The sequence below is a fragment of the Micromonospora sp. NPDC050795 genome, assembly GCF_044456785.1.
GTDB lineage: Bacteria > Actinomycetota > Actinomycetes > Mycobacteriales > Micromonosporaceae > Micromonospora.
Genome location: NZ_JBITGE010000005.1, coordinates 74,974 through 100,958 on the forward strand (window position 1 = coordinate 74,974; position 25,985 = coordinate 100,958).

20 protein-coding genes are annotated in these 25,985 nt (G+C 71.1%); 5 read left to right on the forward strand and 15 right to left on the reverse strand.

Going from position 1 to position 25,985, the window contains the following annotated elements:
• Window positions 1–68: 68 nt before the first annotated feature.
• Window positions 69–1,544, forward strand: a complete 1,476-nt coding sequence (locus ACIBEF_RS06415; RefSeq protein WP_396791712.1) for a PepSY-associated TM helix domain-containing protein — start codon at window positions 69–71, stop codon at window positions 1,542–1,544.
• A gap of 56 nt (window positions 1,545–1,600) precedes the next feature.
• Here ACIBEF_RS06415 and ACIBEF_RS06420 read toward each other — a convergent pair whose 3' ends face one another.
• Together ACIBEF_RS06420 and ACIBEF_RS06425 are read right to left on the reverse strand one after the other, a co-directional pair.
• Complete coding sequence (locus ACIBEF_RS06420; protein WP_396791713.1) at window positions 1,601–2,734, reverse strand: cupin domain-containing protein; 1,134 nt, start codon at window positions 2,732–2,734, stop codon at window positions 1,601–1,603.
• A gap of 13 nt (window positions 2,735–2,747) precedes the next feature.
• Window positions 2,748–3,008: a hypothetical protein gene (locus tag ACIBEF_RS06425; RefSeq protein ID WP_396791714.1), complete on the reverse strand. Its 261-nt coding sequence runs from the start codon at window positions 3,006–3,008 to the stop codon at window positions 2,748–2,750.
• Window positions 3,009–3,206: 198 nt separating this feature from the next.
• Between ACIBEF_RS06425 and ACIBEF_RS06430 the strand changes: the two genes are divergently transcribed.
• Window positions 3,207–4,778: a response regulator transcription factor gene (locus ACIBEF_RS06430; protein ID WP_396791716.1), complete on the forward strand. Its 1,572-nt coding sequence runs from the start codon at window positions 3,207–3,209 to the stop codon at window positions 4,776–4,778.
• A gap of 7 nt (window positions 4,779–4,785) precedes the next feature.
• Complete coding sequence (locus ACIBEF_RS06435) at window positions 4,786–5,613, forward strand: GNAT family N-acetyltransferase (RefSeq protein WP_396791717.1); 828 nt, start codon at window positions 4,786–4,788, stop codon at window positions 5,611–5,613.
• 16 nt (window positions 5,614–5,629) lie between these two features.
• Here the strand turns inward: ACIBEF_RS06435 and ACIBEF_RS06440 are convergent, their stop codons facing one another.
• Entirely contained in the window at window positions 5,630–6,640 is a 1,011-nt protein-coding gene (locus ACIBEF_RS06440) for an aldo/keto reductase (RefSeq protein ID WP_396791718.1), read from the reverse strand.
• Between the two features lie 115 nt (window positions 6,641–6,755).
• Between ACIBEF_RS06440 and ACIBEF_RS06445 the strand changes: the two genes are divergently transcribed.
• A complete protein-coding gene (locus ACIBEF_RS06445) occupies window positions 6,756–7,364 on the forward strand; it encodes a TetR/AcrR family transcriptional regulator (RefSeq protein ID WP_396791720.1) in 609 nt (202 codons plus the stop codon).
• An 11-nt stretch (window positions 7,365–7,375) separates the two neighbouring features.
• On the opposite strand, the gene ACIBEF_RS06450 is transcribed toward ACIBEF_RS06445, so the two are convergent.
• Genes ACIBEF_RS06450 through ACIBEF_RS06465 form a run of 4 tightly spaced genes read right to left on the reverse strand, consistent with a single transcriptional unit; the run spans window position 7,376 to window position 10,988 of the window.
• Window positions 7,376–8,257 carry a TauD/TfdA dioxygenase family protein gene (locus ACIBEF_RS06450; RefSeq protein WP_396791722.1) on the reverse strand — a complete coding sequence of 294 codons (882 nt, stop codon included), beginning with the start codon at window positions 8,255–8,257 and terminating at the stop codon, window positions 7,376–7,378.
• Between the two features lie 18 nt (window positions 8,258–8,275).
• Entirely contained in the window at window positions 8,276–9,055 is a 780-nt protein-coding gene (locus ACIBEF_RS06455) for an ABC transporter ATP-binding protein (protein WP_357206642.1), read from the reverse strand.
• Window positions 9,039–10,085 carry an ABC transporter substrate-binding protein gene (locus tag ACIBEF_RS06460; RefSeq protein WP_396791724.1) on the reverse strand — a complete coding sequence of 349 codons (1,047 nt, stop codon included), beginning with the start codon at window positions 10,083–10,085 and terminating at the stop codon, window positions 9,039–9,041. The genes ACIBEF_RS06455 and ACIBEF_RS06460 overlap by 17 nt, the downstream gene beginning before the upstream one ends.
• 36 nt (window positions 10,086–10,121) lie before the next feature.
• Window positions 10,122–10,988: an ABC transporter permease gene (locus ACIBEF_RS06465; RefSeq protein WP_396791725.1), complete on the reverse strand. Its 867-nt coding sequence runs from the start codon at window positions 10,986–10,988 to the stop codon at window positions 10,122–10,124.
• 228 nt (window positions 10,989–11,216) lie between these two features.
• On the opposite strand from ACIBEF_RS06465, the gene ACIBEF_RS06470 reads away from it, so the two are divergent.
• A complete protein-coding gene (locus tag ACIBEF_RS06470; protein WP_396791727.1) occupies window positions 11,217–14,054 on the forward strand; it encodes an AfsR/SARP family transcriptional regulator in 2,838 nt (945 codons plus the stop codon).
• Window positions 14,055–14,063: 9 nt separating this feature from the next.
• Here ACIBEF_RS06470 and ACIBEF_RS06475 read toward each other — a convergent pair whose 3' ends face one another.
• From ACIBEF_RS06475 to ACIBEF_RS06510, 8 genes are all read right to left on the reverse strand, one after another.
• Window positions 14,064–16,238 carry a peptidase domain-containing ABC transporter gene (locus tag ACIBEF_RS06475; protein WP_396791729.1) on the reverse strand — a complete coding sequence of 725 codons (2,175 nt, stop codon included), beginning with the start codon at window positions 16,236–16,238 and terminating at the stop codon, window positions 14,064–14,066.
• Window positions 16,235–16,732 (reverse strand): hypothetical protein, encoded by a 498-nt coding sequence (locus tag ACIBEF_RS06480; protein WP_396791731.1) that lies wholly within the window; start codon window positions 16,730–16,732, stop codon window positions 16,235–16,237. The genes ACIBEF_RS06475 and ACIBEF_RS06480 overlap by 4 nt, the downstream gene beginning before the upstream one ends.
• The gene (locus ACIBEF_RS06485; protein WP_396791732.1) at window positions 16,725–20,075 is read right to left on the reverse strand and encodes a type 2 lanthipeptide synthetase LanM family protein; all 3,351 of its coding nucleotides are present in this window, start codon (window positions 20,073–20,075) and stop codon (window positions 16,725–16,727) included. The genes ACIBEF_RS06480 and ACIBEF_RS06485 overlap by 8 nt, the downstream gene beginning before the upstream one ends.
• 92 nt (window positions 20,076–20,167) lie before the next feature.
• Complete coding sequence (locus ACIBEF_RS06490; RefSeq protein WP_091399738.1) at window positions 20,168–20,446, reverse strand: mersacidin/lichenicidin family type 2 lantibiotic; 279 nt, start codon at window positions 20,444–20,446, stop codon at window positions 20,168–20,170.
• Between the two features lie 87 nt (window positions 20,447–20,533).
• The gene (locus ACIBEF_RS06495) at window positions 20,534–20,785 is read right to left on the reverse strand and encodes a mersacidin/lichenicidin family type 2 lantibiotic (protein ID WP_396791735.1); all 252 of its coding nucleotides are present in this window, start codon (window positions 20,783–20,785) and stop codon (window positions 20,534–20,536) included.
• Between the two features lie 72 nt (window positions 20,786–20,857).
• A complete protein-coding gene (locus tag ACIBEF_RS06500; RefSeq protein WP_396791737.1) occupies window positions 20,858–24,172 on the reverse strand; it encodes a type 2 lanthipeptide synthetase LanM family protein in 3,315 nt (1,104 codons plus the stop codon).
• Between the two features lie 33 nt (window positions 24,173–24,205).
• Window positions 24,206–25,030: a BTAD domain-containing putative transcriptional regulator gene (locus tag ACIBEF_RS06505; RefSeq protein WP_396791739.1), complete on the reverse strand. Its 825-nt coding sequence runs from the start codon at window positions 25,028–25,030 to the stop codon at window positions 24,206–24,208.
• Window positions 25,031–25,340: 310 nt separating this feature from the next.
• On the reverse strand, window positions 25,341–25,970 hold the full coding sequence (locus ACIBEF_RS06510) for a VOC family protein (RefSeq protein ID WP_396791741.1): 630 nt from the start codon (window positions 25,968–25,970) through the stop codon (window positions 25,341–25,343).
• Between the last annotated feature and the right edge of the window lie 15 nt (window positions 25,971–25,985).

The following is a 25,985-nucleotide window of genomic DNA, read 5'->3' on the forward strand; positions in this document are numbered from 1 at the left end:
CCTCACCGGGCGACCAGACCAGTACGGGAAACACCTTCGTGCTTCCCGACTCTTCCGATCGGATCACCATGTCTCTGACTGAATTGTCCGGCACCCCGCAGCCGGAGCCCGCCACCACCGCCGAGAAACCGGCCCGAGCCGCCCGGCGCACGTCGCCGTTCGGCGCGCTGCTGCTGCGGCTGCACTTCTACGCCGGCATCCTCGTCGCCCCGTTCCTGGTGGTCGCCGCACTGACCGGCCTTGCCTACACCGTCACCCCGCAACTCGACACGATCCTCTACGGCGACCAGTTGAAAGTCGCCCAGGTGGGTGACCGGCAACTGCCGCTGGCCGAGCAGATCGGGGCCGCGCGCAACGCGCACCCGGACGGCAGCATCACCACATTGCAACCCGGCGCCGGCGACCAGACCACCACTGTGGTGTTCTCCCTGCCCGAGCTCGGCGAGAACCAGCACACCGTCTACATCAACCCGTACACCGGCGAGTCCCAGGGGCAGCTCACCACCTGGTTCGGGTCCACGCCGATCACCACCTGGCTGGACGACCTGCACCGCCACCTGCACCTGGGAACGGTGGGCGAGCACTACTCCGAGCTGGCCGCGAGTTGGCTGTGGGTGATGGCGCTCGGTGGGGTCGTCCTCTGGTGGCGGCGACGTGGCGCCGCCCGAGCCGCCGCCCGGCACCTGTTCGTGCCGGACCTGTCCACGGGTAAGGGTGTCCGCCGTACCCGAGGGTGGCACGCCACCACCGGCATCTGGCTCACCGTCGGTCTCCTCTTCCTCTCCGTCACCGGCCTGACCTGGTCCCGATACGCCGGCGCGAACTTCGCCGCCGGCCTCGACGCGCTCAGTGCCCGCACTCCGGAGATCTCCACCAGCCTCACCGCCGGCCCCACCGCCCCTGCCGAGACCGGCGGCAGTCACGAGCACGGTGCCGCCGGGGCGGGCGGGGTCGTCGAGTCGGCGGCCTTCGATCGGGTCCTGACCGTCGCTCGCGGCGCGGGCCTCTCCGGTCCGGTCGAGATCAGTCCCGCGCCGGAGCCGGGCTCCGCCTGGACCGTCACGCAGGTCGACAACACCTGGCCGGTCAAGAAGGACCGCATCGCCGTCGACCCGGCCTCCGACACGGTCACCGCCCGCAGCGACTTCGCCGACTGGCCCCTGCTGGCCAAACTGAGCAGCCTCGGCATCCAGGCCCACATGGGGATCCTCTTCGGCCTGGTCAACCAGATCCTGCTCGCCGCGCTCGCCCTCGGCCTGCTCTGCGTCATCTTCTGGGGCTACCGCATGTGGTGGCAACGCCGGCCCACCCGCGCCGACCGCCGTGCGATCGCCGGCACCCCGCCGGCGCGCGGCGGCGTACGCGGCCTGCCGCTCTGGGCGCTGCTGATCGGCGTACCGGTGACGGTGGCGATCGGCTGGACGCTGCCCCTGTTCGGGCTCACCCTGCTCGCCTTCCTCCTCGTCGACGTGGTGGTGGGTGCGGTGTCCCGACGCCGACGACCTGCCGCGGCTCCCACCTCCCCGGCACCCGCGGGGAGCTGATTCACCTGTGCGGCCGTCCGTCCTCGGACGGACGGCCGGACGGCCGGACGGTTCGCTCAGATCACTACCTGTTTGGTGTTCGGCAGGCTGTCCACTATCGACTTCTGCACGTTGATCGTGTCCGCGATGATCTCGTGGGGCGTGTTCGCCATCCACTGCATCACCGAGATGTCCTCGAATCGGGGGTGGCGGAACATCTCCAGGAACACCAGTGGCTCGTCACCGGTGTTCTCGATGTAGTGGCCGTACGCGAAGGGGACGTAACCCACGTCGCCGGCCTGGAAGTCGAACGTCCGGGCGGCGGCCTGCGAGGCGAAGACGCCCATCCGCCCGGTGCCGGAGATGTAGTACTGCCACTCGTCGGTGGTGGGATGCCAGTGCAACTCGCGCATCCCTCCCGGCTCAACCTCCACCAGGGCCGCGGCGGTGGTCACGGAGGCGGCGAAGTTCGTCGAGTCGGTGACCCGGACCGTACCCCCGCGGAACCGTTGCGGGGTCTGCGCGAGCATCCGGTGCTTGAAGCTCCGGGGGATGTCACCGGTCGGGCTGACCACCCGGTCCTGTTGCAGGGGCGGCGGGACATCACCTTGGAAGATGTACTTCTCCCGCTCGGGCAGGTTCTCCATCTGTTCCATCGTCCAGCCGAAGTTCTTGGCCAGGACGTGCCGAGGGGTGTGTGCGAAGAAGTCGCTGAGCAGGAACGTGTTGTTCTCCGAGAACATGCCGTCGTCGAAGACCAGCAGGAACTGGGCGCCGTCCTCCAGCGCCTGGATGTTGTGCGGCACGCCCTGCGGAAAGAACCACAGATCGCCGGCCTTCACGTCCTCGATGAAGTTGCGTCCCTCGTGGTCGACGGCGCTGATCCGGCAACTGCCGCTGAGCATGTACGCCCACTCGGACTGCTGGTGCCAGTGGATCTCCCGGTATCCGCCCGGCTCCAAGCCGAACTGGACACCAGCCAACTGTGTGGCGATCGGGAGGTCACGACTGGTGACCTCCCGGGTCCAGCCGCCCTTCTCCACCCGGGTGTGCGCCTGCGAGAAGGAGAACTTGAGGTTGGGCACCAACCGGCTGTCGGTCGTCGGCGGCACCACCAGATCAGGGTTCTGCCGCTCAAGCTCGACGTTACGGCCGGCAAGCGGCGCGGCACCCTGATCGCCGCGCCGCGGCTGGGGATCGCTGTTCGCCATGATCGCTGTCTCCTCAGTCAGGTTGGATCGGGTTGGGTGCGGGAACGGATCCGCCCCGCAGCCGTAGCCGGGACGAGGCCCCCAGCAGGGCACGAAGTCCGGGCCAGCCGTACTGGACCGTGATCGCGACCGGAATCGCCGCGGCGGTCGCCATCAGCACCAGACGGGTCCACGCCGGAGCGTGACCACCCGCACCGGTGCCGGCGTAGAGAACGAACATCAGCAGTACGACCCGGAGCCGATGCAGACCGGGAAGTTCGGTGAGCGGGGCCATGACTCGATGATTGGCGCCGAACACCGCCCGACGCATCACGTGATCGCGCCATTGCCGCCGGTCAGGTCCCGGACGGCGCAGGTCATTCCGCCCAATCGAGCCGGTTCGTCGATCTGGTCGCCCCTGCCTGACGCCGTCGATAGGCTCGGTCGCAGGACGGCCTTTCGACGCGCCTGGTAACAACCGGGGAGAATGCCATTGTCCGAATCACCCTTCAACGCCGGAACGCTTCCGGCCGACGACATCGCCACCGACGCCGCACAACGACGGCACCGGCTCTTCGCCACGGCGGACCAGCTCCGGCTGGCCGGGCGCGGGATGGAGGCGCTGCACGTCCTTGCGGCGGAGATTGCCACGAGTCGCAGCGGCGAGCGCCACCGCGCCCTCCTGCTCGGGCGCCTGGCGCAGATCGTGGCACTGGAGCAGCCGACCATCGCCCTCGCCGGGCTGCGGGAAGCGTTGCACCTCCGCCTGGATGACCGCAGCCGCAGCACGGTGCTCGCCCTGGTCGCCACGATCGCGGCCCGCACGGGACATCCGGACACCGATGCCCTGCTGCGCGACGCGGGTACCGCGCACGCCGCGTCGGGTGATCAGGCGTCCGCTCGCTATCTCGCCCTCGGCCGGGCCGCCCGATCACTCGCGCACGGCGATCTGCCGGGCGCCCAGGCCGTGCTGGCGGCCCTCGACCCGGACTCCTGGGCGGCACGCGCCGACGCCCCGTCCATCAGGGCGGAACGCATCCTCGTGCAGCTCGGTCTGGGCCGGCACCAGGACGCGCGAGCCGCGACCCACCAGCCGCCCGAGGCGACCGACGTATCACTCCCCGGGCTGGACTGCCTGCGCATGGTGGCCGTGGGAGAGCTACCCGAGGCGGCCGCGCTGGCCGTCACGACGCTCAGCTCCGGTTCGGCGAACCTCAGCAGGGAGGTGCATGCCCTGTTGGTCGCGGTGATCGGCGAGGTCCGCTACCGCCGCGGCGAACACGACGACGCCCGCGCCATCCTCCGCGCCTGCCTGGCCGAGGACCGATGGCCCGACCGTACGATGTGGACGTTCGCGTTCTGTGCGGCGGTGCGCGATGCCACCCTCAGCACTCCGGCGGGCCTGCTCACCAGGGTCGTCACCGACCTGCACCGATCGGTCCGGCCACTCCTGCCCGTGCCGCACTTCGGCCCCCGACTGGTACGCGCGGCGGTGGCAGTCTGCGACACCCAGGCCGCGGGTCGGGTCACCGAACTGGTGGAGCTGGTGTCCACCCGTACGCCGGTGCCGCTGTGGCGAGCGCTGGCCGACCAGAGCCGAGGGTTGCGTGACGGTGACGCTGGCGCGCTCCGGTCGGCGGTCGACCAACTGCGCACCACCGCCGCCCGGCCGGCGCTGGCCGACGCGTTGCTGGACCTCGCGAACTGCCCTCGGACGCGGTCCGGAGAAGCGCGCGATGCCGCGCACGAGGCGGCTGCCCTGTACGCCCGGATCGGTGCTCCTGGCGACCAGGCAATCGCGGACCAGCGCTGCGCCGACCTCGCCGCCACCCCGCGCCACCGACCCTCGATGGACGAGCTGCCGAGCCGGGGCATCGACGCGCTCACCCCCGCCGAGGAGCGGGTCGCCGAGATGCTCGCCACCGGTGCCACGAAGAAGGAGGCGGCCAGGATCCTCTTCGTCTCCTTCCACACCGTGGACACCCAACTCCGCTCCATTTACCACAAGCTGGGCATTCACAATCGGATGCAGTTGGCGCGGGCCTGGGAACGCGCCGGACGATAATCAGCCGATGACCGCGCCAGCCGACCTGACCCCGCTCGCCGAAGCCGTGGAGTGCGAATTCATGCACTCCTACGAGTCGCAGGCGCCCGGGCCCGCGTACACCGATCTCGGGATCGCGACCACCCGCATCGGCGGCGGTGTCGCCCTCGCCATGCGCAACGATCCCTCCGGCGGGTACTGGAACAAGGCCCTCGGCTTCGGCACCACCGAGCCGTTCACAGTGCAGACCCTGGACCGTGTCCTCGACTTCTACCGGGAGTGGGGCGTCGACCAGGCAGTCCTCCAGCTCGTTCCGTCGGTGCTGCCGGCGGGCTTCGACGAGGTCGCCGCGGCGCGCGGGCCCGAGCCGGGCAGCACCTGGGTGAAGCTCGCCGCCCGACCCGGCGACGTCGCCGCGGCGCAGACCCGTCTGCGCGTTGCCCCGGTGCCGGCCGCCGACGCACGGCGCTGGGCCGACGTGCTCCTCACCGGGTTCGGCATGCCGACCGGTGGGCTCACCGACATGCTGGCCGCGACGGTCGGCCAGCCAGCGTGGCGACCCTATGCGGCCTGGGACGACGGCGAACTGGTCGCGGGCGGCAACCTGTTCCTGCACGGCGAGGCCGCGTCGCTCAACGCCGCCGCGACGGCCTCCGGTCACCGCGGCCTCGGGGCGCAGTCGGCGCTGATCGCCGCCCGCGCCCGGGCCGCAGCCGAGGCGGGATGCCGGTGGCTGTTCGCCGAGACCGGCAAGCCCGCGCCCGGTCAGCAGAACCCCTCGCTGAACAACATGCGCCGGGCCGGGCTGGTGCCGCTCTACGAACGTCGCAACTGGGTCTGGCGAGCAGCCTCCTGAGCCCGCTCCCCCGCCGTCACTTCTCGCTGTCGAGCAGGCCCATCATGGCGGTCGCGTACCGCTGGCCGGAGGCTGCGCCGGCCGGGACCGCCCGCTCGATCTCGTCCACCGCGTCCTGGTCGAGCACCACGTCGACAGCGGCCAGCGACTCGGTCAGCCGGTCCCGCCGCCGCGCCCCGACCAGCGGCACGATGTCTTCGCCCTGTGCCGCGACCCAGGCGATCGCCACCTGACCGGTGGTCACTCCGAGCCGCTGTGCGACCCGGCCGAGCGCGTCCACCAGGCGGAGGTTGGCGGCCAGGTTCTCGCCCTGGAACCGTGGGCTGTTCGCCCGGAAGTCCGTGCCGGTCAGCTCACGCTCCGCCGACCAGTGGCCGCTGAGCAGACCTCGGGACAGCACCCCGTAGGCGGTCAACCCGATGCCCAGCTCGCGCAGCGCCGGCAGGATGGTGGCCTCCGGGCCTCGGGAGAGCAGCGAGTACTCGATCTGGACGTCGCTGATCGGTGCCACCGCCGCGGCCCGACGGATGCTGTCCGCACCCACCTCGGAGAGCCCGATGTGCCGGATGTAGCCGGCCTGCTGCATCTCCAACAGCGCGCCGACGGTCTCCTCGACCGGTACCTGCGGGTTCAGCCGCGACGGCCGGTAGATGTCGATGTGATCGGTGCCCAACCGTCGCAGCGAGTACGCCAGCCGGTCCTTCACCGCCGCCGCCGACACGTCGTACGGTGCCGCCTGGAAGCCGCCGTCGGGTGTCCGGCGTGCGCCGAACTTCACGCTGAGCAGTACCTCGTCCCGCCGACGCTCCCGCAGCACCCGGCCGATCAGCATCTCGTTGTGACCCGAACCGTAGAAGTCGGCGGTGTCGATCAGGTTCACGCCGGCATCGATCGCGGCGTGCAGCGTTGCGACGCTCTCCGCCTCGTCGGCCGGCCCGTACAGGTCGGACATGCCCATCGCGCCCAGCCCGATGATCGACACCTCCGGCCCGGAGGCACCCAACCGTCGCCGTCGTAGACCCGTCATGTCCCTCGTCTCCTTCGGTCGCCGTCGGTGCGTGGTGGCGTCCCAGGCACCGCTGTGTACGCTGTGTCCATATAACCAGCAAGTAGACAGCGTGTCCACATAACCGGGAGGACCAGTGGCCGAGCTCACGCCGGATGCCCAGCCGCCAGCACGTCGTGGTCGTGGCCGCCGGCCCACCGATCAGGTACGAGCGGAGATCCTCACGGCCGCCGGCGAACTCCTGCTCGCCGAGGGCATGGCCGGCTTCACCATCGAGAAGGTCGCCGCCCTCGCCGGGGCCAGCCGGATGACGATCTACAAGTGGTGGCCCTCCAAGGGCGCGCTCGCCCTGGACGGCTACTTCACGGTCGTCGCGCCCACGCTGGCGTTCCCGGACACCGGCGACATCGTGGCCGACCTGACCGACCAACTGGTCGCCTTCGTCCACCTGGTGCGGGACACCACCGCCGGACGGGTCATCAGCCAACTCATCGGGCAGGCGCAGACCGACCCGGAACTGGCCGCCGCCTACCGCGAGCGCTACTCCGCCCCCCGCCGGGCCCTCGCCGTCGAGACCCTCACCACGGCCATGACCCGTGGGCAGCTACGCGCCGACATCGACCCCGAATCGGTTGTCGACCAGCTCTGGGGGGCCTGCTACCACCGGCTTCTCATCGCGGACCTGCCGCTCACCGAGGACTTCGCCCGCACCCTGGTCGACAACCTCATCCGCGGACTGCGCTGACCGGCAACCGGTCAGGCCACATCGCCACGCCAGGGGTCGACCGGGCCCCGCGGGTGGTCGCCACGCAGGGTGATTCGGTGTACGACCCGCCGCGCGCCGCCGTAGTCCCGGTTGGCGTAGTGCGCGGTGCTGCGGTTGTCCCACATCGCCACGTCACCCGGCCGCCAGCGGTGCCGCACCAGGTGCTCCGGCTTGGTGAGGTGGGCGTAGAGCAGGTCCAGGATCGCCCGGCTCTCGGCCTCGGACACGCCCACGATGTGCGAGGTGAAGCCGGGGTTGACGAAGATGCCCCGACGGCCGGTCTCCGGGTGGACGCGTACGACGGGGTGCTCCACCGGGTCGAGCCGGGTGACCGTCTCCCCCTCCCACACACTGCCCCGGCCACCACGGCGCTGCGCCAGGTAGTAACCGAACTCCCGGTTGCCGTCGTGCACGGCGACCAGTTGGTCCACCAGCCGCCGCACCGGTTCGGCGAGGGAGTCGTACGCGAGTTGGCTGTCCGCCCAGGTCGTGTCACCGCCGCTGGGCGGTAGCGTCACCGCGCGCAGGATCGAACCGAGCGGCGGACGGGCCACGAAGGTCACGTCGGTGTGCCAGACGTCGGCGAAACCGTTGTCCGCACTGTCGAGGGCGTACACCTCGGGGTGTTTCTCGTCGACACCACCGACCACGGGATGCGAGGCGGTCAGCTCGCCGAGCCGGCGACCGAGGCGTACCTGGCCATCGTCGTCGAGGCGTTGGTCGGCGAAGAAGAGGACCTTGCGCTGCACCAGAGTTGCCCGTACCGCGGCAAGTTCGGCGTCCGTGGCGTCGTGCAGGTCCAGGTCCCGCACCTCGGCCCCGAAGTGCGGCCCGAGTGGCTCCAGCGCCAGTTTCACGAGAGTGTCGGTCATGACGGTGTCCTTTCGTTGTCAGGCGGCGGCGGCACGGACGGCGTGGCCGATGGTGGCGCGCAGGGCCGCGTACTCCGGTGAGCCACGCAACTCGTCCGGCTCGACGTCGGTGCGTGGAAGACCGACGTCGAGGTCAAGGGCCACCCGACCGGGCCGCCGGGTCAGGACGATCACCCGGCTGCCGAGGAACACGGCCTCGTCCACGCTGTGCGTGACGAACACACACGTCCGCCCGGATTCCGCGCTGACCTGGCGCAGGTCCTCCTGCAGTCGCTCCCGGGTCAACGCGTCGAGGGCCGCGAACGGCTCGTCGAGCAGCAGCAACGGGTTGTCCACGGCCAGTGCCCGCGCGATGGCCACCCGCTGCTGCTGGCCGCCGGAGAGCTGCCACGTGCGACGGTGCCCCACGTGCGGCAGGCCGACCCGGTCCAGCAGCGCGGACACCCGGCGGGACCGCTCCGGGCGGGGCACTCCGGCGTAGCGCAGCGCGAGCCCGACATTGCCGCCGACCGTCTTCCAGGGCAGCAGTCGGGGCTGCTGGAAGACCAGACCGGCGTTACGTCCCGGCACCGGTGGTCGGCCGGCCGCGGTCACCGTGCCGACCGTCGGCCGCTCGAAGCCGGCGATCAGCCGCAGCAGTGTCGTCTTGCCGCAGCCCGAGGCGCCCACGATCACCAGGAAGGCGCCCGGCGGTACGCGGAGGTCGACCGGGCCGAGGGCGGTGACGGCGGCCGAACCGCTCCCGTAGGTGTGGGTGACGTCGCGGACCTCGACCGCGGCGTCAGGGCTGGAGGACATTCGGCAGACCCTTGGTGTAGATCGCTGCCTCGAACACCGACCGGTCCGGGATCGCGTCGATCTTCTTCTGCCCCTTGAGGAAGACCGCCGCGTTGTAGAGGTTCTCGGCGAGCGCGCCGACCTTGTCAGGCGAGCCCAGCCACTCGGGGCTGGCCAGGTCGGCGGGCTTGAGGAACACGCCCTGACTCAACTGGTGCTGGGCTACGGCGGTGTCCAGGTTCAGCTCGCGACCCACGGCCGTCGCCGCGGCGGTCGGGTCGCTCGCGATGAGGTCGAGGGCCTTCGCCTCGGCCTTGCGCCACGCGTCGACAGCCTCCGGGTGCGCGTCGGCGAAGGCGGTGGAGACCACCCCGAGATCCAGTGTGGGCTTGCCGGCGGTGGCCAACTCGCGGCTGCTCACGAGCACCTTCCCGGTCTTCTTCAACTCGTCGAGGGACGGCAGCCAGGAGTACGCGGCGTCGAGGTCACCCCGGGTCCAGGCGGCGAGGATGTCCTGCGGCTCCAGGTCGACAAGCGTCACCTCGCTCTCCTTCACTCCGGCCCCTTCCAGGGCCGCGAGCAGACTGAAGTGCGCGGTCGACGCGAACGGGGTGCCGATCTTCTTGCCCCGCAGGTCGCTGACGCTGGCGACGCCGGTGCCGTTGCGTGCCACCAACGCCTCGTTGTCGCCGGCGACGTCGAGGACGAAGGCCACCTTGTAGGGCAGGTTCAGCGGCGCCGACAGGCCCCGCGCGACCGGGCTGGAGCCGATCGCGGCGATATCCACGCTGCCGGCCGCGAACGCGGTGTTGATGCTCGCGCCGGAGTCGAACTTGGTCCAGGTGATCTTGTAGTCGGGTAGCGCCCTCTCCAGCAGTTGCTGATTCTTCACGATCAGGTCGCCGCTCGGGAACGCCTGATAGGCGAGCCGGAGGCTCTTGCGCTCTGGATCGCCACCGCCGCTGGCGGCACCGTCGCCGCAGGCCGCGAGTGGCACGACGGCAGCGAGCAGAGCGGCCGCGATGAGGGTTGGGGTGATCGGTCTACGCACGGGACGCCCATTCTGAGAGGTTGTGGACAGCGCGGGTCAGCTTCGACCGCGCCAGGGAACGAGTCGGTCCTCCGCGGTACGCAGCAGTGCGTCGATGAGGAGGCCGGACAGGCCGATGGCGAACAGCCCGAGCACCACCACGTCGGTCTGCGAGTACCGTTGCGCGTCGCGGACCATGCCGCCGATGCCCGGTACGCCGTTGATGGTCTCGGCGGCGACCACCGACGAGTAGGCGATGCCCACAGCGAGACGGATGCCGGTGAAGATCTCCGGCAGCGCGTGCGGGAGCACCACGTCACGGGTGACCGCCCAACGGCCGCCGCCCAGCGCCCTGGCGGCTTCGACGAGGGTGGCGGGCGCGGCCTTGACGGCGGAGGCGGTGGCGACCGCGACCGGTGGCAGCGCGGCGATGGACAGCAGCCACAGCTTCGGCGTCTCGTCGATGCCGAACCAGATGATGAACAGGCTGAAGTACGCCAGCGGTGGCAGCGCGCGGACGAAGGTGACGACCGGCTCGGTCGCGACCCGCACCCAGGCGACGGTGCCCATCACCAGGCCGAGCACCAACCCGGCGGCCACGCCGACCACCGAGCCGATCAGGATGCGGCGCAGACTGACACCGAGGTGCTCGATGAGCAGGTGGCCGCTGTAGCCGCGAACGCCGTCGTGGGTGGTGGAGGTCTGCACCAGGCGGTCCCACACGGCAGCCGGTGACGGTATGAACGTGGGGTTGTCGGTCAGCACCGCGAGGATCTGCCAGAGGGCCAGCAGCGCCAGCAGGGAGACGACGCGGAGCGTGGTGCGTCGCCTCCAGCCGGCCCTCCGCTGCGCGCGCGGTGGGTGTGCCGGCGGTGCCGCGCCGCTGTCGGTGGGCGTGGTCTGTACTGCGGAAACAACTGTCACGGCTCCTCCCGATCACTATGACCTACTATTCCTACAGCTTTGGTGGGGTATCCACAAGGCTTCACCCACTGCATGGAATTCGGGGACTGGACGCCGCCACCCCACGCCTCCAGGAGGTGGGCCGGCCCGACCAAATATGAAGATCATGTTCAATCGGTGCTAACGTCATTGATCGATGCTCAAGCGATCGTCAGTCTCGCCCGGCCGACACCGCAAGCTGAGGTGAGGATGCCCCTCCACTTCGACCTGCTCGGGCCGCTGACAGTGTCGCGGGACGGCCGGCCGGTCCCCCTCGGGTCGACGAAACAGCAGCTGGTGCTGGCCGCTCTGCTGCTACGCCCGGGTGAGGCGATCTCCGCCACCGAGCTGATGACGATGGTGTGGGGCGACCAACCCCCCGCCTCGGCCGCCGCGAACCTGCGCACCTACCTGCGCGGGCTGCGCCAGGCACTCGACTGCGCCGCGGACGAGCGCCGCCGGATCCTCACCACACCGGGCGGCTACCTGCTTCGCGTCGAGCCGGACGAGCGGGACGTGGACCGGTTCGACGCGGCGGCGGCGCGCGGACGGGCAGCGCTGGCCGCCGGCGACCCGGCAGCCGCGCAGCCGGAACTGGCCCGCGCGCTGGGCATGTGGCGGGGGTCGACCTTCGCCGGTTTGCCGCTGCCCCGGCTACTCACCGGCCGGGTCGCGCGGATCACCGAGCGGCGTCTGCTAACCGAGGAAGACCACGCCGCAGCGCGGCTCGCGCTCGGCGAGGCCGCCCAGGTGATCCCCCGGTTGCGGGCACTGCTCGACCGTCACCCACTGCGGCAACGGGCCTGGTCCCAACTCATGACCGGCCTCTACCAGATCGGCGACATCGCCGGGGCGCTGGCAGCCTTCCAACAGGCCAGACGTGCGCTGGCCGAGGAGACCGGGATGGACCCCGGCCCCGAACTGACCCGGTTGCACGACGACATCCTGCACCACCGCCTCAGCCAGCAGGCCACGACGACGGGGCCGGTGGGCGACGCGTCAACCGGCGCGGCACCGGGCCGCCCTCGGCAACTGCCACTTGCCATGCCCGGCTTCGTCGGGCGCAGCGCCGAACTCGACCTTCTCGACGCGACCCTCGGCGCCCGATCCGCACAACAGACCACTGTGGACATCGTCACCATCAGCGGCATGGCCGGCGTGGGCAAGACGACGCTCGCGCTGCACTGGGCCCACCGGGCCGCCGACTGCTTTCCCGACGGCCAGTTGTACGTCAACCTCCGAGGCTACGACGACGCGGACGCGGTATCCCCCGCTGATGCCCTGGTCGACTTCCTCGAGGCGCTCGGCGTACCTGTCGGCCGTATCCCCAGCAGCGTCGACGCTCGGGCCGGGCTGTACCGCAGCCTGCTCGCCTCGCGTCGGATGCTCGTCGTCCTCGACAACTCGCGCGACGCCGACCAGGTGCGCCCGCTGCTGCCCGGCGTGGGTCGGTGTGCGGTCCTGGTGACCAGCCGCGACCAGCTGAGCAGCCTCGCGGTGGCCGAGGGCGCCCGACCGTTGACGCTGGAGGTGCTGACCGCCGCCGAGTCGACGAGGCTGCTCCGCAGCCGACTCGGTGACGCCCGGGTGGCGGCGGAACCGGCGGCGACCAGCGAGGTGATCGAGTCGACAGGACGCCTCCCGCTCGCCCTGTCCATCGTGGCGGCCCGGCTGACCGCCCGGTGCACCTTCCCGATCGACGCCGTCGCGGCCCAACTCCGCCAGTCCGAGTCCCGCCTCGAGCAGCTGGCCGACGGGGACGTCCGCCGGATCTTCTCCTGGTCGTACCGGGCGCTGAGCGCCGAGGCGGCCCGCCTGCTGCGCCTGCTGGGCCTGCACCCGGGCCCCGACCTGACCGGAGACGCCGCCGCCGCGCTGGTCGGCCGCCCCCGGGCGGCGGTCACCCCGTTGCTGAAGGAGCTGACCCGGCTGCACCTGCTGACCGAGCACATACCCGAGCGGTACGCCCTGCACGACCTGCTCCGGTCGTACGCCGCCGAACTGGCCCAGGCATCCGACCTGGCCGAGGAGCGACAGGTCGCCGCGCGCCGGATGCACGACCACTACCTGCACAGCGCGCACCCCGGCGCGGTGCTGCTCCAGCCGACCTGGACACCCATCGACCTGGAACCACCGATGCCGGCGAACGTGCACGTGCCGATGCCCGATCGGGTCGTCGCGGCGGCCTGGTTCCACGCCGAGCACCCCGTCCTGCTGCGGGTGCTGCGTCAGGCCGCGGAGACGGGCTTCGAGCGGTACGCCTGCCAGCTCGCCTGGGCTCTCGCCGCGTACCTCGCGCCCAGAGGCATGTTCCAGGAGCAGCTCGCGGCCCAGCAGGCGGCGCTCGCGGCGGCGCAGCGGATCGGCGACGTCCGGGCGCAGGCGCAGGCCAGCCGGATGCTCGCCCGCGCACTCATGCGGCTCGGCGACCAGCACGCGGCCGAGCACCACGTTCAGCGGGCGCTGGAACTGTACGAACAGCTTGGGGACCTGGACAGCCTGGCGCTGATCCTGCGCCAGTACACCGAGCACTGCACCCAGTACGGCCGGCTGGACGAGGCGCTCAAGCACAGCGCCGAGGCGCTGCGGGTCTCGCAGCTCATCGGCAACCGGTACGCGGAGGCACGCGCGCTGAACGTCAAGGGTTACCTGCACGCCCTGACCGGTGACTACCAGCAGGCCGTCGTCGACTGCGCCGAGGCGCTGGCCCAACAGGAGGCGATCGACGATCGCGTCGGGCAGGCCGCGACGTTGGACAGTCTGGGCTTCGCGTACCACCGGCTCGGCGACCCGGCCAGAGCTGCGGTCTGTTACGAGCAGTCCGTCCAACGCTTCCAGGAATCGGCCAACCGGTATCACGAGGGGCTGACCCTCGTCCGGCTCGGCGAGGCGCGCGAGGCGATGGCGGACCCTCCGGCCGCTGCCGAGGCATGGCAGCGGGCCATCCGGATCTACGACGACCTGGGCGACCCCGCCGCGGACGTGGTGCGGCAACTGCTGGTACGCGTCGCGCCCGGCCACTGCGGCCCGGTGACCCCGCCCGAGTGAGACGCCCGGCTACAGCGGCCGGGCCGTCTGGAGCTGGTCGCGGATCAGCGCCTCGTAGTGACGCCCGTGCGCGATCAGCTCGTCGTGCGTGCCCTGCTCCACCAGGGAGCCCTCCTCCATCACACCGATCAGGTCCGCGTTGAGCACCGTGCTCAACCGGTGCGCGATGACGATCCTGGTGCACGACAACGCCGAGAGAACCTCGTCCACCCGACGCTCGGTGACCACGTCCAGGTGGCTGGTCGCCTCGTCGAGCAGGAGCAGCGGCGGGTTGTGCACGAGGGCGCGGGCCAGGGCCAGCCGTTGCCGCTGGCCGCCGGAGAGCCCTCCACCGCCCTCGGTGAGTCGTGTCTCGTACGCCATCGGCATCGCCATGATCTCGTCGTGGATCTGCGCGCGCTCGGCGGCGAGGACGACCTCGTCGTAGGTCGCCGACGGGTGCCCGAGGGTGATGTTGTCGCGGACGGATCCGGCGAACAGGGCGGGCTCCTGGGTGACCATGCCACACCAGCGTCGCAGCTCGCGGAAGTCGAGGTCCTGCAGCAGGCGCCCGCCGAAGCGGACCTCGCCCTCGCTGGGCACGTACAGCCCGATGATCGTCTTGGCGAGCGTCGTCTTACCCGAACCGGTCCGTCCGACCAGCGCCACCTTCGCGCCGGCCGGAATGGAGAGGTCGACCCCGCGTACGGCCCAGGCGGCGTTGGCGCTGTAACGCATGCCGACTCCGCTCAGCGTCACCTGCCCGGAGATGCGGCCCGGTGGCTGGGACGTGGAACGGTCCTGCTCGACGGCCTCGTCCATCACGTCCCGGATCCGTTCGAGGTGGGTGCCGACCGTCTGTAGTTGACGGGCCGTGTTGACCAGGCCCATCAGCGGGGTGAGCACGGCCGCGGCGAGGGCGTTGAGCGCCAGCATGGTGCCCAGCGACATCGCCCCGGCGACGACCTGGTGCGCGCCGACCCACAGCAGGAGCAGCGGCGAGCCCATTCGGAACACCCCGAGCGTCGCCTCCAACCCGGTCTCCAGCTGACGGCGGTGCAGCGAGGCGAACTGCCGGGTCTGGAACAGCCCGGACCAGCGGCCGAGGACCTGCTGCTCGGCGCCCATCGCCTTCACCGATTCGGCGCCGGCCAGCACCTCGACCGCGTAGTTCTGCTCCTCGGCCTGCGCGGCGATGTCCCGGTGCGTGCGTTCCCGCATGGCCCGGTACGTCGCCACGATCGCACCGAGTTGCAGCAGACCCAGGCCCAGCACCAGCCAGGCGTAGAGCGGTGTGAACGCCAGCAGCATTCCGATGTAGACGACGACGAACAGTCCGTCGAGGACGAGCGACATCGTCTGGCTGGTGACCAGGTCCCGGATGACGGTGTTGCTGGACATCCGCATCAGCAGGTCGCCGCTGCTGCGGAGTTGGAAGTACGAGTACGGCAGGGCGAGCAGGTGGTCGAAGAAGCGCCGCATCATGGTGTCGTCCATGCGGGCGTGCAACACGTTGAGAGCGACACCTCGGGCGTAGGTGCCCACGCCCTGGGTGGCCAACAACAGGAGCATGCCGAGGCCGAGGACGGTCAGGGCTTCGACCTGCCCCTGCCCGATCACCGTGTCGACAGCGAACTTGGTGATCAGTGCCGGCAGCAGGACCGCCAGTTGGAGCAGCAGCGAGACGACCAGGACCAGGCCGAGCAGCGGACGGGAGAAGGTCAGCATGCTGCGGGCGAACCGCAACGAGGCCAGCCGTCCCGGGCTGGGGCGACGCTCGAACTCCTCACCGGGGGTGAGTTCGATGGCGATGCCGGTAAATCCCTCGCCGAACTCCTCGCGACTCATCCGCCGCCGGCCCATCCCCGGGTCGACGACGACGGCACCCCGTCGGTCCCACCGCTCCAGCACCAGATAGTGCCGGAAGTTCCAGTGCACTATCGCCGGCAACCGCAGCTGCGGCAGTCCGTCGAGATCGACGCTGACACCTCGGGCCTGCATGCCCGTGCGGCGGGCGAGTTGGGTCATCTGCAACGCCGTGGCACCGTCGCGGCCGATACCCAACTGCTCGCGGCACTCGGCGACCGAGGTCCACCGCCGGTAGGAACTGAAGACCATGGCCAGGCACGCGGCGCCACATTCGGTGGCGCTCATCTGAAGCATGATCGGCACTCGGCGGCGCGGTCGCAGCCAACTCGGCGTCATCGGAGCATCCTCTCGACGCCCGGCACCAACTCCAGCAGGGTGGGGTTGGCGACCACGAGACTGAGCCGGCCGAAGGTCTGCTTCGTCTCGCCGGAGAGCAGGACGACGGTGACCGGCTTGGCCACCTCCGCCGGGATGTTCCAGCGCCGAGCTGAGGCGTCGTCGACGACGACCTCGGCCCGCACGACCCGCAGCGTCGCCCGTCCGCCCTCCTGGACCAGTGTGACCTCCGTGCCCTGCGCCGGCTCGGGGTCGAGGCGTCCGGCGAACATGGAGACCAGATTCGAGCCGTCGGCACCGATCGCGGCGCCGTCGACAGTGCGCGGCACCCGCATCACCGCCGCGAAGCCCAGGCCGATCAACAGCAGTACGGCGAGCGCCACCAGCGGCCGCCCGGAGGACCGGATCGGGCTGCGTGCGGTGCCGTCGTGCACGCCACCGCGGTAGGTCGCCAACGCCTGCGGGCGGTACGGCCAGACCTGCTGCTCAGCCATGCGCGTCACCTCCCGCCGCCGAGATCGGAGGCTCGACCAGCAGGACCGACGGGACCCGCTCCGGCAAGGCCAGGCGCAGCAGGTTGTAGCCGATGCCGGCGATGCCGCTCATCAGGCCGGGAGTCTCCGCGCCGAGCGGAACCCCACACAGCCAACCGTCCCGGTCGATGTAGTCCAGGATGCTGGCGGCCACCAGCTCGGCCTGCCGGGCGGCGTCCTCGTCGCCGCGGACCCGGGCGGCGGCCAGCAGGGCCTCGACGTTACCGAGGTCGCCGTGGCAGATGCTGTGGTTACCGGTGCCGGTGATGACCTCGCCGGTCAGGCCGAACCGGAGCATGCCCGTGCTGGCGTCGGAGAGGTCGCGGTCGAGCAGCTCGTGGTCGTCGACGTAGCCGGCCAGGTCGGCGCGGGCGAGCGCGATGCCGGGCCCGCCGTGGCACCAGGCGACCATGGAGTACCGCTCCGGCGTGGTGTCGCGCAGGTCGAGCCAGCACATGTGCTCCGGGTCGAAGGCCGAACGTTCGTAGCGCATCGCCCCCTCGACCAGCGGCAGGTGATCGCGGTTGCCGAGGGCCCGGTCCAGCCGGGCCAGGGCGACCGCGATGCCGGAACCACCGTGGGAGAAACCCGCCAGCGGCCGACTCGGGTTCACCGCGCCCGCCCAGCCGACCCCGTCGCCGGCCGGCTCGGCCTTGTCCGCCAGGATCCGGGCGAACGTGCGGGCCGCGTCGAGGACCGGCTCCGACGGTCGCGCCGCGTGCAACGCCAGCAGCGCGAGGATCGCTCCGGCCGCGCCGCTGATCACGTCGTACGCCTCGTCCTGCGGCGCGAGGTGCAGCAGGACGGGCACGATGCGCCCGGCTGCGTCCAACAGGTCGTCGCGCTGCCACAGGGCGCCCAGGTGACTCAACGCGTACAGCGGCCCGCCCAGCTCATTGAAGGCGCCGACGGTGAAGTTCTCCAGGCTCTCCGTCGGCGTCTCGTCGAGCAGGTCGATCTGACGTACCAGCATGCCGGCGGCGACCTCGGCCGCGCCGCGGAAGCGCTGCTCGCCGCTGACCTCGCCGAGGTAACCGAGGAAGAGCGCGATTCCGGACAGCCCGCTGTAGAGGTCGATCCCGACCGGGCCGAGCTGCCAGATCTTGTCAGCCACCAGGGTGTGCCCGAGCCAGGCGATCGAGTCCTCGCCGGTGTCGGCCGACAGCAGCAGCCGGTCGCCGGCGGCGCACGCGGCGGCGATGAAGCGGTCCACGTCGGCGGGAACCGTGGCGGCGGTGACCTGGTACTCCGACCACTGCCCCTGACTCTCCACACCCATCGTCAGCGCCGCGAGCGAGCTGCGCAGGATCCAGGTCTGCTGGGCCAGGTGCGTTTCGGAGAGGGCGTGGAGGCGCTGCCGCGACCGCTCCAGACCGCTGGTGGGCAGCACCCCGGCGACGACAGTTCCGTCTCCGGCGACGAAGTCGTGCGAGGCGGGTGTCGTGCTGAAGAAGGGGATATCTCCGCGGCTCAGCTGCGCCTGCTCGGCGGTGGCGATCCGGGCCTCGGCCCCGGGCCACTCCTCCTGCAACCAGAGGAAGCTGAAGAACCGCTCCCGGTCCAGCGCGTTGCGCAGCAGGTCGGGGTGGCGGCTCTCCTGCAGCAGCTTGCCGTAGGTGCGGGTGGCGCGCAGGATCACGCGTACCTCGTCACCGGCGAACGCGGCCACCGGCCCGCCGGGTGCCAGCAGCTCGTCGCGGTGGCGGTGCAGCAGCCGGTAGGTCTGTTCGAACCCGGCCATGATGTCGGCGCTGAAGTCGAGGGTGTGATGTGCCGCGTCGCTCAGGCTGGGAAGGTTCTGCCCCCCGCCCATCTCGATCCGTTTGCGGACCAGGCGCATCTCGTCGGTGCCGGACTCCTCCCAGGTGGCGACCGGGGTGGGCGTGAGCTGCCCGGCGGTGCCGGCCAGGCCGCTGAAGTCGACACCGCCGACGCCGTCGTCGTCCTGGTAGATGATGGGCCGGGGCAGAAGCCCGACCTCCAGGACCGACTCCCGCATCGTGCGGAAAGACTCCGCCGAGACGCCGATCTGCTGGTCGGTCTGCTCACCCTGCGGGTGGAAGAGGGCTTCCAGGTCGACCAGCATCGGGTGCTCGCCGGCGGCGATGATGTTCTCCAGGTGGAAGTCGACTGCCGCGAGGCTGTGCAGCAACGCCAGGTAGCTGCCCTGTCGGGTGTAGAAGCGGCGCAACGCGTCGTGATCGGCGCAGGGCCCGGCGGTGACGAACTCCGACCAGCCGTAGTCACCGCGGTCGAGCACCCACATGGTGCGCAGCGACGGTTGCGCGCCGCGCGTGTTGAGCCAGTCCAGCAGTTGCTGGAAGTGCAGCTCGACCTGCAGTCCTCGGGGCTTGTAGACGGCGCGGGCGCCGTTGGCGAAGCGGACGAACCCGACCGAGCGGCCACCGCGATGGGAGTCACCGGCGCCGAACGACACCTCGGTCACGCTGCCCAGCTCCGCCGGGTCGCCCAGCCGGGCGGTCAGCTCCGCCGCGTCCGCGCTGAGACGCTGGGCGAACTCGACCCTGGCGTCCACCCAGTTGTCGATGAGGATGGTCGCGTCCCGGGCCAGCACCGGGTACTCCATCAGGACGTCGAGCGTGTACTTCGGGTCGCGCAGCCGCCGGGCGAAGTCCTGGAAGCGCTGCTGCGAGGTCTCCCCCTCCAACTGCCCCTGCAACCGCAGGACATTGAGTTCCAGCACGAGCACCCGGCCGACGAGCAGGTTGATCGCCCCGTAGGGCGGCTCGCAGAGTTGGTCGGCGAGCAGGTCGGCGTCGATGTGCGTGCCCGGCGAGCCCGCGCAGGCCGCGTGCACCGCCTCGCGTACCCGGCGGACGCCGTCGTCCACCAGCGGGCGCACCAGTTCGACGAACGCGGCGTGCGGGTGCGGCTCGTGGTGGTGGTCGTGGTCGTGGTCGTGGTCGTTGCCGTGGTCATGCCCGTGGTGGTCGGCGTCGGCGGTCTCGCCCGGTCGGTGGTCGCGCCAGGCGCGCGCGATGGTGCGCACGTAGTCCGGGATGTCGGCGAAGCGGCCGCGGACCGTCTCTGGCGTCTCGCCCAGCACCCTGGTCAGCGTCGGCTCGTCCAGGTCGAGCGCGTCGAGCCAGCTCTCGAACAGGTCCGTGTCACCGGCGAAGACCGGTTCGTTCTTCCACCGATCGAGCCGGAGCCGCCCCCGGTCCTCGTCCACCGAGCCGGCCGGCGCCGCCCCGCCGAGCCTCTCCGGCAGGGAGTACGCCAGGTACCAGCAGGGGTTCGAAACGTCCACCGGGTCGTGGCCGGGCAGGTGCGACTGCGTCATCGGGGGTGCTCTCTCTCGCGCAGCGGTCGGGTCTCGCGGGGGACGGTGCCCGGACACTCACGTGTCCGGGCACCGCCGGTTCAACGCGTGGATCAGGCGGTGCACAGACCGCAGGTCGACTGCGTCTGGCACGTGCCACAGGTGGTCCCGCCGCACGTCGCGCCACAGGAACCGCACGGGGTCTCCCGGGCGGTGAAGCCACCGCAGCAACCGAGGGTCCAGAGGCCCTCGGTGCGTGCGCCCGCGATGTGTGCGAGGACGTCGTCGCCGAGCTCGACCACGCCGCAGGGGTGCTCCGGCAGCGCGGCCAACTGCTCGGCGGAGAGGCTCGCCCGGTACTCGGGGTCCTTCCAGGCTTGCACGATGTTCATGAAGGGCTCTCCTCAGGTGATTCGGTATGTGCTGGCGGGAGAACGCAGCTGTACGGACCGTCCGCGCTCACCGCCGAGGTGGATCGATCAGCCGCAGCAGCCGACGGTGAACGCCGCGCAGGTGCCGTTGCAGAAGGTGCCGTTGAAGCTGAAGCAGCCCGCCGCCCCGGTCACCATCGTGATCGTGGGGGTCGGGGTGAGCGTGCCGCCGTCGGCGCCGTCGAGCTCCTGGTCGTTCAGCTCGACGAAGCCGGCCGGGTTGGCCGGCAGGGTGGCCCGCTCCTCGGCGCTGAGGGACGCCCGGTAGACCGGGTCCTTCCACGCCCTGATGTAGTCCATGTGCAACTCCGATCTTTAGGTGGTGTGGAGCCATACGTGGATCGGATCCACGGGCGGAAACGTAGGACCGCGCTATGGCAGATCGATGGCACCGCGATGGTCGGCAGGTGGCTCCAGCAGCAGCACCGACGGCACACCCACCGGATCGGCCCAGCGCAGGAGCGCGTACCCGATACCGGCCAGGCCGCTCATCAGCCCGGGAGTCTCCACGCCCCTGGGCACGCCGCACCGCCACTCACGGTTCTCGATGTCCGTGACGGCTGCCGCCGCGGTCGCGGCGGCACGCTGGGCCGCCCCGTCGTCACCGAGGGCTCGCGCGGCGGCGAGCGCCGCCTCGGCGTTACCGAGGTCCCCATGGCAGATCGAGTGGTTGTGCAGCAGTGCGCCCGGGTCGAGCGTCGTCGTCAGCGCACGCCGCAGGTCGTCGCGCAGCAACCTGTCGTCGGTGGCGTAGCCCAGAAGCTCGGCGCGGGCCATCGCGACGCCGGCCGCGCCGTGGCACCAGGCGACCATGGAGTCGCCCTCTGGCGTGTCCGGTCGTAGGTCGCGCCAGTTGCGGATTCTTTCGTCGTACAGGGTGCGCTCGTAGCGCAGCGCCGCGTCCACAGTGTCGCGATGCTCGCGCGTCCCGGCGTACCGGTCCCATCGGGCCAGTGCGGCAGCGATACCGGACGCGCCGTGGGAGAACCCCGCCAGGGGCGCATCGGCGTAGAGGGCGCCGGACCAGCCGACCCCGTCGCCGACCGGCCGCGCGCCGTCGCGCACGTGTCGGGCCAGCGTTCGGGCACCGTCGAGCAGGCCGGCGTCACCGGTGACCCGGTGCAGCGACAGCAGGGCCAGCAGCCCACCGGCGCTGCCGTTGATGATGTCGTACTCGCGGCCCTCGGTGGCGTGCGTGACCATCGACGCGGCGAGGCTCACGGCGGTGTCGACCAGGTCTTCGCGGTTCAGGACGGCGGTGAGGTGGCTCAGGGCGTACACCGAGCCGCCCAGGTGGTCGAAGCCGCCGACGCCGGCGGTTCCGGCCGGGTCGGCGAGCCAGCTCTGCGCCTCGCGGAGCATCATCGTGGCGGCCCGGTCGGCGGCCTGCCGGTAGGCCGCGTCACCGGTGACGTCAGCCAGCCGGGCGAGGAACAGCGCTATGCCGCTGATCCCGTTGTAGAGGTCCATGGCGCTCGGGCCGAGCATCCAGACCTTGTCGGCGATCAGGCTCAGGCCCAGCCAGCAGATCCTGTCGTCCTCGGTCAGCGCTGTCGCCAGCAGGCGGTCCCCGATGACGCGTGCCGCGTCGACGAACCGCTCAGGTGCGACCGACGCGGGCACAACAGTCGACGGCACGGCCTTCCCGGGTACGACCGGCAGCGGCCGCACCGCCTCCGTCCGGCTCGGTGGACGCCACCGCGACGGGTCCCCCATGATCAGCGCGGTGAGCGAGGCTTCGATGATCCAGCCCTGCTGGGCCAGGTGCTCCTCGGACATGCCCACCAGTCGGTCGTGGACCGCGTCCAGGCCGGTACGGCGTAGTACCCCCGCCACCACTGTGCCGTCTCCACCGGTGAGGTCCGTCGACGAGGGTGTGGTCACGAAGATCGGCACATCGCCGGCGTACATCTGGGCCAGCTCCGCGGCGATGAGCGCGTCGCGGTGCTCGCGGTGCTCGTGCCCCGCCCACAGGTTCTCGAGGTACCGGTCGCGGTCCAAGGCGTCCCGCAGCAGGTCCGGGTGCTGGGTCTCGGCGAGCAACCGCACGTACGACTCGGTGGCGCGCAGGACCACCCGCACCTCGTCGTGCGCGAACGCGGCCAACGGGCCGGACGGGCCCAGCAGCTCGTCGCGGTGTCGGAGCAGGATCCGGTAGAGCGTGCGGTATCCGTCGCCGATCTCGGGCGCGAACTCCGTCACGTCCGGGCGCTGCTCGCCCAGGGCGGGCAGGTTCCCCGAGCCGGGCAGCAGCACCCGCCGCCGGTCCAGGCGCATCTCGTCGGTGCCGAACCCGTCCCAGACCGTGACGGGTCGGGCGGTCAACTGCCCGCCGGCCCCGGACATCCCGCTCATGTCGAACTGGTTGACCTGGTTGCCCTCGGTCCAGACCACCGGTGCCGGCAGCAGCCCCACCGTGACGACGGACCTGCTCATCAACTCGACCCCGACGCTCTGCAGGTAGCCCGCCTGGTCGCCGACCGGTCGTTCCCACTGCCAGTTGTGCAGCATCGCTTCCAGGTCGATGAGCATCGGGTGCTCACCGGAGGCGATCACGTTCTCCAGATGGAAATCCGTCGCGCCGAGGGTCTGCAACAGGGCGAGCAGGGCGCCCTGCCGCCGATAGAACCGGCCGAGTGCGTCGCGGTCGGCGCAGGGTCCACTCTCGACGAACTCGGTCCACCCGTACACCTCACGGTCGATGACCCAGAACGTGCGCAGCACGGGGTCCGCGCCACGCTCGTTCAGCCAGGCCAGGAGGTGTTGGAAGTGGCCGTCGACCTGCAGGCGGCGGGGCTTGTACATCACCCGCGCACCGGTCGCGAAGCGGACGGCCGCCACCGAGCGACCGCCCCGATGGTTGTCCCCCGCCCCGAAGCTCACCTCGGCCAGGTCGCCGAGCGAGTCCGGCCCCCCGCACCGGTCGGACAGCTCCGCGTGGTCGGCGACGACGCGCTCGGCGAACTCCAGCCGGCTGGCCTGCCAGTTGTCGACGACCCGCACGAGATCCCGGGCCAGCACCGGGTATTCACGAAGCAGGCGCAGCGCGCGCTGCGGCTGCTCCAGCCGGTGGAGGAAGTCGTGGAAGCGCTCGTGCGGGCTGCTCCCGGACAGCTCGCCCCGGAGCCGCAGCACGTTGAGTTCCAGCGCCATCGTCCGGGCCACCAGCATGTTGACGGTGTCGACCGGCCCCGGGCCCAGGCGCGTGGTCATCGCCTCGGCCGACAGATGCGGGTGGCCGTGGACCAACGCCGCCACCCGCGCGCCCAACCGTTCGAGTGCGGCGGCGATCAGTGGCGCGACGAGCACCGCGAATCCCGCGTTGTCGTCGTGTCCGGCCGCGCCGTGCCCGGGCGCCACCGCGGCGGCCGGATGTCGCCGAGCGGCCTCGACCAGCCGACGGGCGTAGTCCGGCGCCTCGGCGAACCGGGCCCGAACGGTCTCGGGCTGCTCGCCCAGGACCCGGACCAGAGCATCCTCGTCGAGCTCGTGCTGGGCCAGCCGCTGCGCGACCAGGTCGGGCCGCCGCACGTGAACCGGTTCGTCCAGCCACATCTTCAGCCGGGTCCGGCCGAGATCCTCGTCGACGGGGCCGGTCGGCGCCGCGCCGCTCAGCCGCTCCCGCAGGGAATGACCGAGAAACCATCTGGCGTCCCCCGGCTGCACCGGGGCAAGGCCGTCGTCCATCTGCTCCGCCTCACCGCGCGGCTTCGCCGCGCATCACGTGGTGGTCGCCGCCCATGCCCGGGCGGGTCCTTCGGGAAAACGGCCCGGCACCGACGGCGGGCCCAGGTCACCCCGCAACATCGAGGTGTACGCGGCGAACAAGGCCGGGGTCGGCTCGACGCCCAACTCGGCCGCCAGGCGGGTACGGAAGGCCCCGAACAGGTCCATCGCCTCGCCCTGCCTGCCGGTCTGGTACAGGGCGGTCATCAGCATGATCGCGAGCCGTTCCCGCAGCGGATACTCCGTCTGCAACGCGGTGAGCGCGGGGATCGCCCGGCGGCAGTCGCCCAGCCGCAGGTGCAGTTCCAGCCGGTGTTCCAGGCAGACGATGCGGCGTTCGAGCAGGTGCTGTCGACGGCTCTCCACGTACGGGCCGGTCAGGCCCGCCAATGGTTCGCCCGCCCAGCTCTGTTCGGCCTCGGCCAGTAGCGCCGCCGCCCCGGCGAGGTCGCCAGCCGCCTCGGCCACGGCGGCCCGCTCCACCGCCTCGTCGAAGTCCGCGACGTCGGTGCGGGCCGAACCGAGACGCAGCCGGTAGCCGATCCGGGAACTGTCGATCGTGGGGCCGTCGGGGCCTTCGCACGCCGCCTGAAGCGTGCGTCGCAGGCGATAGATGTACGGCGGGATCAGCTTGGCGCCGGTCGCCGGGGTCTGGCCGCCCCAGACGCCCTGCAGGATCGACGCCGGTGTGACCACGCGGTCCGCGTTGAACAGCAGGATCGCGAAGACCGCCTGTTGCCGGACGGGCCCGAGGTCGAGCCACTCACTGCCGACCTCGGCGTGAAGCGGGCCGAGGGCGAGAAACCGTACCCGCGTCACGGCATCGCACCGCCCGCACCAGGACTCGTCATCGAGGTCTCCTCCCTACCGGCGGCCGGGGAACCGCGCACAGGCGACGAGGTACGGCACGCCCGAGTCAGCCTTGAATCCGGCGCTGCCGCTTGGATCGAAGATCATCGCGTCCGGGGGATGGTAGGGCGCTCGGCGTACAACCCGCGTACATCGCTTGTACGACCAGCGCGCAGCGGGTGGCGGCGCGCACTCCGAAAGCGGAGACGGCGCTGCCGGTGAGTCATCAGGTGACTCACCGGCAGTACGTCGATCAGCAGGTCCTACGCGGGGGCGTAGCTCACTCGGGCGGCTTCGCCCCCGACTGCTCGCTGACCATGTACGCCGCGTACCAGTCGGGCCAGTTGTCGTCATGCTCGCCCGTACGTTCCTCGTGTTCACCGTGCGCGGCGGCCGCGCGCCGAAGCGCGCTCGCCAGGTCGCTCGTGGAGCCGAACGACGTGAGGCCGCCCTCGACGCGCCCGGGAAGCCTGGTCGTGATCTCCTGCATCAGCCAGGTGTTCCCGTCCGGGTCGCGCAGCGTGGCACGCGAGAAGTAGCTGCGCCGCTGCGGGTCCGGCCCGTCGACCGGGCCGTCCGGGCTGACGTGGAAGACGTCACCGACCTCGACACCGGCGGCGACGAGGGTGTCGTGGGCCGCCTCGATGTCGGACACGATCAGGTACGCCACGGCCGAGCCGGGTGCCGCCGGAGTGAGCCCGGGGCCGAACTGCACGGAGCACGCGGAGCCGTGCGGAGTCAGCTGGACGATGCCGGGCGGCGTCTGGTCGAGTCGCCATCCGAGCCGTTCGTAGAACGCCTTCGCCCGGTCGACATCCGACACCGGAATGACGATCACCTCGAGCTTGACGTCGAGGCTCTCGATGCGCGATGTCGCGCCCGCGTCTCCCTGGTCAACCTTCGGGCTCATCCCCCGCTCCCTTCC